We start from the raw sequence: 13,318 nt of genomic DNA, 5'->3' as shown, positions 1-13,318 counted from the left end.
AGGTATTAGCACAATATTAAAGAAAAATATATATGATTTATAAAAATATAATTTAAAATTTTCAGATAGTTTAAAAAAATTATATAAAACAAATGTAGATATAGGGGTGAAAGGCAGAATGATAAGGAAGAAGCCATTGTTATTATGTTTAGTTATTATAATATCAATATTAGTAGGTGGTTGTAATGTAAAAGAAAAAGCTAATCACGCACCGGTAATTAACTTAATTAAGCTAGATAAAAATGTGGTACCTTTAGGTGAAAAACTAAGGTTAAGTGTTGAAGCTAGTGATATTGATCAAGACCAGCTGAATTATAAATGGGTAGTAGATCAAGGAATTATTACAGGAAAGGGGAAGGATATAATTTATCTTCCGCCTGAAAAGGAAGGGATTTATCAGGTTCGAGTACTTATATCAGATAGTAAGGGTCATCAAGTAATTGCTAATCAAGAAGTTACTGTTAAAGATTTCAAAATAGGAATAGAACGTGAAAGAAATAATCTCCATCCAGGTGATAGTATTAAGATCTATGCTAAGACAAATATGGAAACTAAAGGTATAGTTTATTCATGGGAAGCTGATGGAGGAGAGATTATTGGAAAAACTAATAGAGTAAATTATATCTGCCCTAAAGAAGAAGGCAAGTATAAAATTAAGCTTAGAGTTAGAAATAGTGAAGGAATAGAGTTAGAGGATAGTATAGAAGTTAATGTCAAGGATTATGCTCCTGAAATTCTTGATAATTTATCAAGTAACTTCAGTTCAATTGCTATTAACCAAGATCAAAAAAGAGGCAAGGCTATATTTAGTGTAAATGCTAGAGACTTAAATGGGGACAAATTAAATTACAATTGGCAAGTAAATAAAGGGAAGATTATAGGTGAAGGAAGTAAAGTTACTTATCTGTCACCAACTTATAGTACAACTGATACTATAAAAGTAGTAATTTCAGATGATTATGGTCAAGAAATTAGTCAAGAGGCTGATATTAAGATAATAGAAGTTTGGCAGAAAAGTTATGGTGGAATTAGTAATGATGGCTTTGAAAGAGTAGTTAGAACAGAAGATGGATATTTACTTGTAGGTTACAGTAATTCTTTTACAAGAGATTGGTCTTATCCGGCTGGTTATGTGGTTAAGATAAATCGCCAAGGAAAAGAAGAATGGTATAATTATGATTATTATCTTGGTGGAGAAGATTCTTTTTTTGGGGCTACCATTATTGATGATGGAAATTATTTATTAAGTGGTTATAAGAGTAATGAAAATAATCTTAGTAAAGATTCTTATTTAGTTAAGATTAACAAGAATAATGGAAATAAAATGTCTGAAATAATAGGCTCTAACTATAAGAACCAAGAATTATATAATTTGTATCAATCATCTACTAAAGATAATTTAGGAATTGGCTATATTAATGATAGTAGTAATGATGGCTATTTAGTCAAAATTAATGCTAAAGGTAAACAAGAACTAGAATATACTTATGATCATGATACTAAATCTGGTAGTAATGATTATTTTGAATCAGTTGTAGAGGGTGATAACTCTTACTTATTAGTTGGATATACTAGTCGTTTTGATAAAAGTAGTGGCGATGGATTAGTAGTTAAATTAGATGAAAAACTTAATAAACTTGCTGAGTATACATATGGTGAAGATGATTTAGACGAAAGGTTTCAGGATGTCTGTCAGACAGAAGATGGGGGATATCTATTAGTAGGATCAATAGGATCTACTGAAAGTTGGGTTTATGATGGGTATATAGTTAAGATAGATAGCCAAGGGAATCAAATCTTTTCTCATTCTTATGGTAATAAAAAGAGTGATGATGGTTTTAGGTCTGTAATAGCAACTGAAGATGGAGGATATCTCTTAGTTGGCTATACGAATTCAGCTGGCAAAGGAGATTATGATGGATATGTAGTCAAGATAAATTCTAAAGCTAAAAAAGAATGGTCTTCTCGTTATGGGGGGATTGACCATGATGAGTTTATGGATGCTTCTAAAACTGATGATGGAGGTTATTTATTAATAGGCTATACAAGTTCCTTTGGTAAAGGTGAAAGGGATGGATATATAGTTAAGATAGACAAAGAAGGCAATACATCTTCAATAGTTTATTAAATTTTTATTTTAATTACTTTTACTTAATTGAATTTTTTGAGTTTAGGTCTGAAGTTAGTGAATATAATTTTTAGGGTATTAACTCTTAATGATTTTTAAATTAATAATAGATTAGAGTTTCGATTATAATAAGATAGAGATTATATCATCGACTTACTTGACATAATTGGTATAAATTAGTATAATAGCAATAAAGATAATAATAACCATTACCATTAATAACAATTAATAATATCTTAATTATTAAGGAGGGGTAAAGGTGGATCAATTAGTAGAAGTTGGAACAAGCATTGAGGATTATGCCTTTAAAATAACAACTGATGAAGAGTTAAAGTTAAGTGATCTTAGGGGAAAGAATGTAGTACTCTCCTTTCATCCACTTGCATTTACATCAGTCTGTGCAACTCAAATGAAGGATTTAGAAGCTAATTATGATAAATTTGAGGAGTTAAATACTGAAGTTTTAGGCATTAGTGTTGATGCTATGCCGAGCAAAAAAGCTTGGGGTGAGCAATTAGGTGTAGAGAGAGTTTTATTAGCTGAAGATTTTTGGCCTCATGGTGGATTTGCTAAAAAATTAGGTATTTTTAGAGAAAATGATGGATTTTCTGAAAGAGCAAATATTATATTAGATGAAGAAGGTAAGGTAATCTTTGCTAAAGTTTATGAGATAGGAACTTTGCCTGATGTTGATGAACTTTTAGAAGTAATAGAAAATCAATAATTCTACAATTGTAATATATTTAGATTTTCTATCAAGCATAATAGGATATATTATTTAGCTTTAGACAAAATTATAGATTAATAAATAAAGATATCAACTGTGAATTCACAGTTGATATCTTTATTTATTAAGAATATAAACTTATTGATTAAATTTGTTCTAAGTGGATAAAATAAAAACTATATTATACATAAAAAACATTTAATCAGATAAGTTTAGGGTGATATTAATTTAATTTTTAATAAAAAGAAGGAATTTTTTTCTGGGTCAAGAATTATATATTTGGAAGTTGTCTGACGTCTAATGATATATTTTCTGGTCTTTAGCAAAAATAAGTTTAAAATAGCCTAAATTAGTTAAGCTATTAATGTTATTAAAACTATATAAGGGGGATTTACACTATGCCAATTCATGTAGAAGCAGAGAAAGGACAAGTAGCAGATATTGTATTATTACCGGGAAATCCAGAGCGTGCTAAATATATGGCAGAAAAGTTCTTGGATGATCCAAAATTATATACAGATTATAGAAAGATGTATGGATATACTGGAAAGTTTAAAGGAGTAGATGTATCAATTCAAACTACTGGAATGGGGGTACCATCTATCTCTATTGTCTTAGAAGAACTAAAGATGCTAGGGGCTAAGACTTTGATTAGGGTAGGAACCTGTGGGGCTTTATCAGATGATATGGAAGAAGCAGATTTGATAATTGCTCAGTCTACAGCTACAATTGGAACTACCATTAATCAGATAAATCCAGATATTAGCTTAGCTCCACCAGCAGATTTTGAGTTGATTAAAAATTTATATGATAGTGCTATTGATTTAGAGATGCCAGTTCATGTAGGACAGATAGCAACATCTGATTATTTTTATGGCAAGTCTGAAGAGTATACTGAAGAGTTGAAAAAATTAGCTAGCTTAGGAGTATTGTCAGTGGAAATGGAAACTGCTGCATTATATAATATTGCAGCTAAATATGGATTAAGAGCAGCTACAGTACTTACAGTATCAGATCATGTATTTAAGAAGACTAGAGCAGATAAGTCAAAGATTGCAGAAGGTGTAGATAGAATGACAGAAATGGTTTTAGATACTGTTACTAAGTTGTATGGATAAGTAAGTCTTAGATAATAATTCTAAAATTTAATCAAAAGAAGCTAGGCTTATAAAATATTTTATAAGCCTAGCTTCTTTTGTTTTTAGAGGTATAAAAAAGAGGGAATTTTTTATCTGCTGATAGAAAAAAAGATAAATTAAGTAGATATTGCGACAGTTTTGGGGTTAGGAGATAGTTATTAGGGGATAGGAAGATCTTACTAATAACCAAATCTTAAAAAAATTTATTGAAATAAAGTACTACAAAACAGTACGATTTCTAGGTTATTTAATTATAGAGGTGACCATCTTTATAAGAAGTGATCATTTTGCAGGGAATGATTTTGCAGGGAATGGTCGCGACCATTCCCTATACATACCATTCCTAAAACATATATTAATTTTGTCTTTTATATTTTAGAAAATTAAATAAAAATATAGATTACTATAATATTTTAAGATGTTTATGATTAGACTAAAGAATGTATTTGTTGAAGCATAAGATAATCTAAAGTTTAAATTCTAAGGAGGAATATAGTGGAGACCTTAGCACTAATTTTAGCAGGAGGTAGAGGTACAAGGTTAGATCTATTAACAGATCATCGTTCTAAACCAAGTGTTCCTTTTGCTGGTAAATTTAGGTTAATAGATTTTGCTTTAAGTAATTGTGTTAATTCTGGGATTTATAATGTAGGAGTTTTAACACAATATTTACCAATGTCTTTACATGATCATATTGGGATAGGCAAGCCTTGGGATTTAGATCGTAAGATAGGTGGAATTAAATTATTACAACCATATACAGGCAAGGACAAAAAATATGGTTGGTATCAAGGAACAGCCCATGCTGTCTGTCAAAATATTAATTATATTAAAGAAAGTAATCCTAAATATGTCATTATTTTATCTGGAGACCATGTTTATAAAATGGATTATAGTCAGATGATAGACTACCATAAAGAAAAAAAGGGAGAATTAACAATTGCAGCTCAAGCTGTACCACTAGAAGAAGCAAATAGATTTGGAATTTTGGAAACAGATAAGGATATGGAAATTAGAAATTTCATTGAGAAGCCTGAGAGTCCTCCAAATAATCTAGCTTCTATGGGTATTTATGTATTTAATACAGCAGCTTTGATCGATATTCTAGAAGAACACTGTAATCAAGAAAATTCAGATTTTGGTCATCATATTATTCCACAGATGATTGAAAAAGCACCTTCCTATTGCTATGAATATAAGGGATATTGGAGAGATGTAGGAACAGTACAATCTTTTTGGGAGACAAATCTAGCTTTAGCTTCTACTATGCCAGAGTTGAATTTATATGACCAGAATTGGAGGATTCATACTAGAAGCCAAGAAGAACCCCCAGTTAAATTTGGAGGTAGTGGTAGTGCCAAGCAGAGTATTATTGCAAATGGTTCAATTATTAATGGGGAAGTAGAAAATTCAGTAATTGCTTCTGGAGTGTTTATTGAAGAAGGAGCCAAAGTAAAAGACTCAATTATCTTTAATAATACACGTATAAAAGCGGATGCAACTCTAAATAAAGTGATAGTGGATAAAAATGTAGTAATAGGTCCTAATTCATATATTGGTTATAGCCAAGAATTAACTTCTAATCACGATAAACCTAATTTATATAAATCAGGTTTAACTGTAATAGGAAAAGGGGCTAAAATTCCTAGTAATATTAAGATTGGACTTAATTGTAGAGTCTGCCCTTATATAGGTGAAAGCGACTTTGGTGATGAAGTATTAATAACAAGTGGTAGTAGTGTAAAACCTCGAAATGATAAAGGATTACATCTAGTTGATGTTGGATAGGCAAATGAACTTAAATTTATTAAATGAATTTTAAATTAAGTCTTTTAAAAGGCTACTTCTATTAAGTAGTCTTTTTCTGTTATGATTTTGTACTTATTCATTAAGGGAGTGATATGATAATAATATAAAAATCTTAAATTGCAATAATAAATTGAACATTTTCAAACTGTAATAATTTGGTTATTTAGTCATAAAGAATTTGTTTTAATTTATCTTCAAATATTTCATCAGGGGTTAGGTAATCTAAGATTTTTCTTGGTAAAGTATTGCACCAGTTTTGGACTCTAGCAATAGATTCAATAGAGAATTGGTTTAGACTATTACCTTTAGGGATAAAGCGTCTTATAAGACCATTATGACGCTCATTAGTTCCTCTTTCCCATGATGAATATGGATGTGCAAAGTATACTTTAGTATCACTAATTTGCTCTAAAAATGACATTTGAGCAAACTCAGAGCCATTATCACAAGTGAAGCTTTTAAATACTTTTGGAAAACAATCTCCTGCTTCATTAACGAGCTTTAAAATAGCATCTTGAACTGCTTGAGCAGTCTTGGCAGGGATTTTACGAATAATTTCTTTACGAGTCATACGTTCTGTCATAGTAAGTAAAACTGATTCATTTTTAGTCTTTTTGCCTATCATAGTGTCAATTTCCCAGTGACCAAACTCACTACGATTATTAATACTTTCAGGGCGTTGATCTATACTTGTACCAAGCTTCTTTTTATTATTTTTAGTGTGCTTTCTTTTTGAAGAACGCTTAAGCTTCAAAGGTAAATCAATGTTTTTAATTGTCAATAATCCAGCGTTGACGTAGTTATAAAGCGTTTTAGTAGATACCATCTCTGGCTTTGGAAATTTATTATGAAGTTTTGCTGCACCACATATAGCATCAAGAGAATGTCCTTTTTCGTAGAACTGTTCTATAACATAATCAATGAACTCTTCACATTGCAAAAGTTTAAATTTAGGACCACAATTCTTGCGATTAGATTCATAAACTCTTTGACCAGTGTCAGGGTAATAGACCATAATCTTTTTATTAGCTTTAATTTGAGAAACTGTACCACGTTTTAGTTCGTTTCTAATGGTATTAGAAGCTCTACCTAAACGTTTTGCAATAGCATTTGGATTCATTCCTTCGGAATGTAATAATGCAATTTGACCACGTTCATAAGCATTTAGGTGTTTATTTTTTCGGGATTTTGGTGTATCATTTAAGTAAGTCATAGTGTGCACCCTCCTGTAACTGGTTATTTTGTGGTGATTTAATTATATTACAGGTTGGTGCCCTATGGCTATTTTTATTTTGTTCAATTTGATTTTACAATGAAGCATAATATAAAAATTTAAATTAAATATTATTAAGTTGACATTATAAGCAAATAAGAATATAATATAAATATGAACAAACACTCAGATATTTTATTAAGAATATAGAAGAGTGTTATATATTTTTATTTAATATATGAGTGGTTACTCAGATATTTTTGTAGGGGGAGTGATTAGGCGATGGAAGCAAGAGCTTTAAGTAAAGAAAAATTTATATTAGAAGGACTAAACTGTGCTAGCTGTGCTAATAAGATAGAAAAACAGGTTGGAGAATTAGCAGAGGTAAAGGGCAGTAAGATGAATTTTGCTATGAAGACTTTAGAAGTTGAAATTAGTGGTGATATAGATAAGGTTGCCACAAAGATAGCTAAATTAGTTGATGAGATAGAACCAGGAGTTAAGGCTAAGATTAAAGGTCAAAGTAGTAAGAATGAAAAGACATTAGTTTTACAAGGCTTAGGTTGTGCTGATTGTGCAGCTAAAATTGAGAGAAAGCTTAATAAATTAGAAGAGATTAGTCAAGCTCAGTTAAATTTTGCAGCTCAAAAATTAAAAATAAAAGTACATTATTCTAGTCAGCTAGAGTCTGCTGTTGCAGAAACTAAAAGAATAATTCAGCAGGTAGAGCCTGGTGTAGGAGTTGAAGAAGAGATAAGTGGTAGTCATGATCAGTCTAATAGTCATTCACACGGTGATAATGGTAATTTGAAAGCTGAATTTATTAGATTAGGGATTGGATCGATCTTCTTTATAGCTGCTTTATTATTAAAGTTGAATCTTTGGGGCGAACTAGCTCTATATGGAATAGCCTATTTAACTATTGGAGGGAAGGTATTAGCTAGATCTGCTAAGAATATTTCTAGAGGGCAGATTTTTGATGAAAATTTCTTAATGAGTGTCGCCACTATTGGGGCTTTTGCAATTAAGGAGTTTCCTGAAGGGGTAGCAGTAATGCTATTTTATGAGGTTGGAGAGTTATTTCAAGATATAGCTGTTAATCGTTCTCGCCGTTCTATTAAGTCTTTGATGGATATCAGACCTGATTATGCTAATTTAAAGTTTGATGGTGAGGTTAAGAAGGTTGATCCAAATCAGGTTGAGGTTGGAGATATAATTGTAGTTAGACCTGGGGAGAAGGTTCCTTTAGATGGTGAGGTTATTGAAGGAGAGTCTATGGTGGATACTTCTGCTTTAACAGGAGAATCTGTTCCTCGTAAGGTTAAAGAAGGTGAGGAACTTTTAAGTGGATTTATTAATAAGGAAGGTTTATTAATCGTTAAGGTAAGTTCAAACTTTGGTGAATCTACCGTTAATAAGATCTTAGAGTTGGTAGAGAATGCTGCCAGTGAAAAGGCTCCTACGGAGAATTTTATTACTAAGTTTGCTCGTTATTATACACCAGTTGTTGTATTTTCTGCTTTAGCTTTGGCTTTATTACCACCTTTATTTATTACAGATGCTAGCTTCAGTGATTGGTTATATCGAGCATTAGTATTCTTAGTTGTTTCTTGTCCTTGTGCTTTGGTGGTTTCTATTCCTTTAGGCTTTTTTGGGGGGATTGGAGCAGCTTCAAAAAGAGGTGTTTTGGTTAAAGGTGGTAATTATTTAGAGGCGTTAAATAGTGTTAAAACAGTAGTGATGGATAAGACTGGTACCTTAACTGAGGGTACTTTTAAGGTGACAGATATTATTTCAGCAGAGGGCATTGATCAAGAAGAACTTTTGGAAGTCGCAGCTAAAGCTGAAAGTAATTCTAATCACCCAATTGCTAAATCTATTTTAGAGGCTTATGATGGTGAAATTGATAATAGTCAATTTAGCAATTATCAAGAGATTGCTGGTCATGGATTAAAGGTAATTGTTGATGATAAAGAGGTATTAGCAGGGAATCATAAACTTATGGAAAGAGAAGAGGTTGAATATATTAAGCCTGATAAGGCTGGAACAGTAGTTCATGTAGCTGTATCTAATAAATATTTAGGTTATATCTTAATCTCTGATAGTATCAAAGAAGATGCTAAAGAAGCAATCAAAGGTTTAAGAGAGCTTGGTATAGAACAGATAGTGATGTTAACAGGAGATAATGAGAAGGTTGCTAAAAGTGTAGCTGGTAATTTAGGATTAGATGATTATCGAGCTGAATTGTTACCTCAAGATAAGGTCAGTGAGGTAGAGAAGTTATTAACTAATGAAGATGATAAGTTAATTTTTGTTGGTGATGGTATCAATGATGCTCCTGTCTTGGCTAGAGCAGATATTGGAGTTGCTATGGGGGGATTAGGTTCTGATGCAGCAATTGAGGCTGCTGATGTGGTCTTAATGAAGGATAAACCAAGTAATCTAGTTGATGCAATTAATGTAGCTAAGTTTACTAGAAGTGTAGTTTGGCAAAATATTATCTTTGCTTTAGGAATTAAAGGTATTGTGCTTTTACTGGGGGCTTTAGGGCTAGCTAATATGTGGTTTGCAGTATTTGCCGATGTAGGTGTAGCATTATTAGCTGTATTGAATGCAATGAGAATTACTAGGATGAAAGTTTAAATATGTTTTATGATGACTAAATGTACCGGTTATGGGATGCAGAAATATTACTGCATCCTATATTTTTTTGAAAGGTTAATAAAAGTTAGGAGGAGTTATATATGGGGAAAAAAGCACTTATATTAGGTGGATACGGTAAAGCAGGGAGTTATATAGCAGAACTATTATTAGCCAATACAAGTAGAATTGAAATTATAATTGCTGGAAGAAATTTAATTAAAGCAGAAGCAGAAACTAAGAAATTAAATAATAAATTTCATAAGAATAGAGTATCTGCTCTTAAGGTTGATGCTGGAAATTTTGAAGAATTAAGGGAGGCATTTAAATTTTGTGATTTAGTTATAGTTTCTTTTCCTTATAGAGATGGTCAAGAAAGAATTGTGATAGAATCAGCGCTAGAGGCAGGAATTAATTATATTGATTTAAATGCGGATACTGAAAAATATCAGGTATTGCAAGAATATTCAAAAAAGATAGAAGAAGAAAAACTAATATTTTTAACTGGAGCAGGCATTATTCCAGGTTGTCCAGCAATGTTAGCTCACCTTGTAGGAAGTTATTATGATTCGATAAAGAAGATGAAGATTAGTTCTTTGTATCGCGATAAAAATATACCTTATGGTGGAGTCTATGATATCATTTCACACGCTGGGAAAACAGCACTTATTTATAAAAATAATGCTTGGCAAAAAGCATCACCCTTTGCAATGAAAAAGATAAAGTTTAGTAATAAATTTAAAACAAGAATAGCAGTACCTGTTTATCTTTCAGAATTAGAGGAAATTCCAAATAAATTGAATCTTGAAGAGTTAAGTACATATCAAGCAGGAATAAATCCTTTTGCTGATGGAATTTATTTCATCTGGAAAACATTAAACTTAAGCCATTTGGAAAGTACTCTAAATTTAGGTGTAAGACTCTTTTCATGGGCTAATAAATATTTCACTAGACCTCCTTTTGGATTAGCTCTAAAAATTGAGGCTCTTGGAGAGAAAAACGGATCTTTAGAAAATTCTTCAATATTATTAGAACAAACTGATATGTATTTAGCAACAGCTATTCCAGTGGTTGCTGCAGTATTACAGATTTTTGATGGTGAAATTAAGAAAGTAGGAAGTAGTTTTATGGGCTATGTTGTAGCATCAAGAGGTTATTTAGAAAGATTAAAAGAGTTAGGGATGGAAGTTACTATAGATAATTTTTAGTTGGATATTTATAAATAGAAGATAAATCTTAACTTGCTATTATATTTAATTATATTAAATTAAGCAATTACAGACTAAATTCTGTGGCTAATTTTTTATGTTACTATTTTTAAACTTTAATTACCATATAATCTCCACAATGTAGTTCTACTACATCTGCTTTCATGGCTTTGGCTATATCTTTAGTTAGTTCTTGTTGTTCTTCTTTATTTTTAGCAAATAAGTTTAAGGTTCCTCCAGTTAATATTCTCTCTTTATCGGTGGTAATATAGGCTAAGATTTGATAAGTTGGTCGCATGCTGGCTTCTCTACCCATCTTTTATTTCCTCCCTATTAAGTTGGTATCCATAACTTTATGACTCTTTTTAACGTTTTCCAATAGAGGAGCTTTTTTAATAGCTTCAATTAAAGCATCAGTATCTTGAATGATAGGGACTAATGAGATAATTACTCGTCCCTGTTGATACTCTTTTCTAGTGAAGTGATAGCGTTTTACTCCTAAGGTACGAGTAGCTTCAAAAAGTATAGCTTGACGCTGACCAAAGTTATCTAGAGTAATTCTAAAATGCTCTTCCTTAGGATAGATAATTGCTGCTACTCCTTCATTTTGATACATCTTACGGGCATTTTCACTACCTAGAACATTAGAGATATAAATATTATCTACATATAGTTCTGAGCCCCTTACTTCTACCTTTCCTTTCTTTACCTCAGCTATATCCCCAACAGTCTTTCCTTTAGAGAATCTCTTTAAAATTATCATTGTAATCAATCCTGCACTGATACCACTGATGATATTGACCAAAGCTAAGCTATGATTTAGTAACTGAATAGTTAGTGCTGTAACAAAGGAGATAACTAAAGCAAAGTAATTTCTTGCTTCAAAGGTCTTAGCAATTCCATCAATATAAGCCGAACCTCTATATGTATATTCAGTCTCTTCTAAATCTTTAAGGCTATTACGCTCCATCTTTCTGATATCACGAAACTGTTGGATAGCTAGAGTCAGAAAGGTAACTGCTACAAAGTTTTTAGTGAGTAGAGCAGGGATAGCTACTGCACCTAATGCAGCGGCAACAAAGGCAGTGATAAGATGGATTAGATAGCCATTAGGGTAGCTTGGATATTGGCGATAATCTTCTTTGATGGTAATTATTCGGGCTAAAGTTCCCATTATAATTGATGTTATTATTAAAATAATATACTTTTGGGAGAGTAGTTCATTATTCATAGATCATTTCCTTTCTAAATTACTAGTTAAAATTTAGTTTGTTGAATAGATCTTAATATTATACTAGTTAACTTATAGAATTAAAGAATAAAATGAACAAGATAATGAAGAAGTATATATATTAGAGTAAAAGTTGATAAGGAGGGCTTAGTTACCTGGTTAAGAAGTATGTGATTACAACTTTGTTTTTGTTATAATCTTAATCTTTTTATTATTAGATTATTTGTGAAAATTGTTGATTTAGACTAGTATGTTCTATTAAGTAGTTTTTATGGGATAGATTTAAGAAAAGAATAGAATGTAGATAAGTTAATAATTCATGATTATTTTTAAAGTTATTTACCTTTGGTATTAAGTGGTATTAAATTACAGTATAAATAGTGTTGGCTAATCAGATAATATCTATGAATTAAATAACTAAGGGGGATTAAATATGACAACAGCAATGCAAACCCATATGGATAGATATCAAAAATGTATTGATATCTGCAACAAATGTATGACTGAGTGCGAATTTTGTTTAGATGCCTGCTTACATGAACCAGATGTAAATGCTAGAGTAGATTGTATAGGATTACTATTAGATTGTATTGATATTTGTGCATTATCAGCTAAATATATGGCAGGTAATAGTAGATTTGCCAAACAGATCTGTGGTTTATGTGCTGAAATTTGTGATGCTTGTGCAGTTGAATGTGAGAAGTTTAAAGATAATCATTGTCAGACTTGTGCTCAGGTTTGTCGTGATTGTGCTACAGAGTGTCGTAATATGGTACAAGGGTAATTATGTTATTATAGAGAAGAGTAGGCTATTTCAGTCTGCTCTTTTTTTATTTTTAAAAGATTTAAATAATCTTGATACTTTCTTAATATTTAGTTTTTATAATATACTCAATAGTTGAGAGTGATAGAAGTTAAAGTCCAGTCGCAAAGCACTGTGGCTTGCCCTGTGGTAAGAGTGGACGGTCTTGACCTTATTTTTTATGTTTTTTAAGTAAATCCTTAATAGCTTCATCAAATAATTTTGATTTAGGTATTCTAGTTTCTTTAGAAAGATTATCTAATTTATCAATTAAACCTTTATCTAAAGTAGTGGTAATTCTTTTTCTAGTAGTTAAATCTGACATACCCCTAACAAATAAGTCAATAATAATTACATTATTTTAATAAGGAGGTTAACAGAAAGTTAATAAAATTTGCTCAGAATTTAGAAGATAATATTA

11 protein-coding genes are annotated in these 13,318 nt (G+C 31.1%); 7 read left to right on the top strand and 4 right to left on the bottom strand.

The features are described 5' to 3' along the window. Positions 1–118 precede the first annotated feature (118 nt). From OREMA_RS0107665 to OREMA_RS0107650, 4 genes are all read left to right on the top strand, one after another. Positions 119–2,128, top strand: a complete 2,010-nt coding sequence (locus OREMA_RS0107665; RefSeq protein ID WP_018248683.1) for a PKD domain-containing protein — start codon at positions 119–121, stop codon at positions 2,126–2,128. A 259-nt stretch (positions 2,129–2,387) separates the two neighbouring features. Continuing rightward, complete coding sequence (locus OREMA_RS0107660; RefSeq protein ID WP_018248682.1) at positions 2,388–2,852, top strand: redoxin domain-containing protein; 465 nt, start codon at positions 2,388–2,390, stop codon at positions 2,850–2,852. A 401-nt stretch (positions 2,853–3,253) separates the two neighbouring features. Continuing rightward, positions 3,254–3,973, top strand: coding sequence for a DeoD-type purine-nucleoside phosphorylase (locus OREMA_RS0107655; RefSeq protein WP_018248681.1), 720 nt, complete (start codon positions 3,254–3,256; stop codon positions 3,971–3,973). A gap of 516 nt (positions 3,974–4,489) precedes the next feature. Continuing rightward, positions 4,490–5,782, top strand: coding sequence for a glucose-1-phosphate adenylyltransferase (locus OREMA_RS0107650; protein WP_018248680.1), 1,293 nt, complete (start codon positions 4,490–4,492; stop codon positions 5,780–5,782). A gap of 184 nt (positions 5,783–5,966) precedes the next feature. Here OREMA_RS0107650 and OREMA_RS0107645 read toward each other — a convergent pair whose 3' ends face one another. Continuing rightward, complete coding sequence (locus OREMA_RS0107645) at positions 5,967–7,016, bottom strand: IS30 family transposase (RefSeq protein ID WP_018248379.1); 1,050 nt, start codon at positions 7,014–7,016, stop codon at positions 5,967–5,969. A 282-nt stretch (positions 7,017–7,298) separates the two neighbouring features. On the opposite strand from OREMA_RS0107645, the gene OREMA_RS0107640 reads away from it, so the two are divergent. Together OREMA_RS0107640 and OREMA_RS0107635 are read left to right on the top strand one after the other, a co-directional pair. Next, positions 7,299–9,659, top strand: coding sequence for a heavy metal translocating P-type ATPase (locus OREMA_RS0107640; RefSeq protein ID WP_018248679.1), 2,361 nt, complete (start codon positions 7,299–7,301; stop codon positions 9,657–9,659). A 101-nt stretch (positions 9,660–9,760) separates the two neighbouring features. Beyond that, positions 9,761–10,864 (top strand): saccharopine dehydrogenase NADP-binding domain-containing protein, encoded by a 1,104-nt coding sequence (locus OREMA_RS0107635; RefSeq protein ID WP_018248678.1) that lies wholly within the window; start codon positions 9,761–9,763, stop codon positions 10,862–10,864. A 109-nt stretch (positions 10,865–10,973) separates the two neighbouring features. Here the strand turns inward: OREMA_RS0107635 and OREMA_RS0107630 are convergent, their stop codons facing one another. Together OREMA_RS0107630 and OREMA_RS0107625 are read right to left on the bottom strand one after the other, a co-directional pair. Further along, positions 10,974–11,180 (bottom strand): capping complex subunit for YIEGIA, encoded by a 207-nt coding sequence (locus OREMA_RS0107630; RefSeq protein ID WP_018248677.1) that lies wholly within the window; start codon positions 11,178–11,180, stop codon positions 10,974–10,976. 3 nt (positions 11,181–11,183) lie between these two features. Then, positions 11,184–12,095 carry a YIEGIA family protein gene (locus OREMA_RS0107625; RefSeq protein ID WP_018248676.1) on the bottom strand — a complete coding sequence of 304 codons (912 nt, stop codon included), beginning with the start codon at positions 12,093–12,095 and terminating at the stop codon, positions 11,184–11,186. A 433-nt stretch (positions 12,096–12,528) separates the two neighbouring features. Between OREMA_RS0107625 and OREMA_RS0107620 the strand changes: the two genes are divergently transcribed. Next, on the top strand, positions 12,529–12,879 hold the full coding sequence (locus tag OREMA_RS0107620) for a four-helix bundle copper-binding protein (RefSeq protein ID WP_018248675.1): 351 nt from the start codon (positions 12,529–12,531) through the stop codon (positions 12,877–12,879). A gap of 190 nt (positions 12,880–13,069) precedes the next feature. On the opposite strand, the gene OREMA_RS0107615 is transcribed toward OREMA_RS0107620, so the two are convergent. After that, positions 13,070–13,222: a ribbon-helix-helix domain-containing protein gene (locus tag OREMA_RS0107615; RefSeq protein WP_018248674.1), complete on the bottom strand. Its 153-nt coding sequence runs from the start codon at positions 13,220–13,222 to the stop codon at positions 13,070–13,072. Between the last annotated feature and the right edge of the window lie 96 nt (positions 13,223–13,318).

The organism is Orenia marismortui DSM 5156 (assembly GCF_000379025.1).
Lineage (GTDB): Bacteria > Bacillota > Halanaerobiia > Halobacteroidales > Halobacteroidaceae > Orenia > Orenia marismortui.
This window is presented reverse-complemented; position numbering and strand designations above follow the sequence as displayed.

Coding starts and splice junctions, on each gene's coding strand:
- OREMA_RS0107635 (WP_018248678.1), top strand. CDS start 9,761: ATGGGGAAAAAAGCACTTATATTAGGTGGATACGGTAAAGCAGGGAGT.
- OREMA_RS0107620 (WP_018248675.1), top strand. CDS start 12,529: ATGACAACAGCAATGCAAACCCATATGGATAGATATCAAAAATGTATT.
- OREMA_RS0107665 (WP_018248683.1), top strand. CDS start 119: ATGATAAGGAAGAAGCCATTGTTATTATGTTTAGTTATTATAATATCA.
- OREMA_RS0107645 (WP_018248379.1), bottom strand. CDS start 7,016: ATGACTTACTTAAATGATACACCAAAATCCCGAAAAAATAAACACCTA.
- OREMA_RS0107615 (WP_018248674.1), bottom strand. CDS start 13,222: ATGTCAGATTTAACTACTAGAAAAAGAATTACCACTACTTTAGATAAA.
- OREMA_RS0107630 (WP_018248677.1), bottom strand. CDS start 11,180: ATGGGTAGAGAAGCCAGCATGCGACCAACTTATCAAATCTTAGCCTAT.
- OREMA_RS0107625 (WP_018248676.1), bottom strand. CDS start 12,095: ATGAATAATGAACTACTCTCCCAAAAGTATATTATTTTAATAATAACA.
- OREMA_RS0107640 (WP_018248679.1), top strand. CDS start 7,299: ATGGAAGCAAGAGCTTTAAGTAAAGAAAAATTTATATTAGAAGGACTA.
- OREMA_RS0107655 (WP_018248681.1), top strand. CDS start 3,254: ATGCCAATTCATGTAGAAGCAGAGAAAGGACAAGTAGCAGATATTGTA.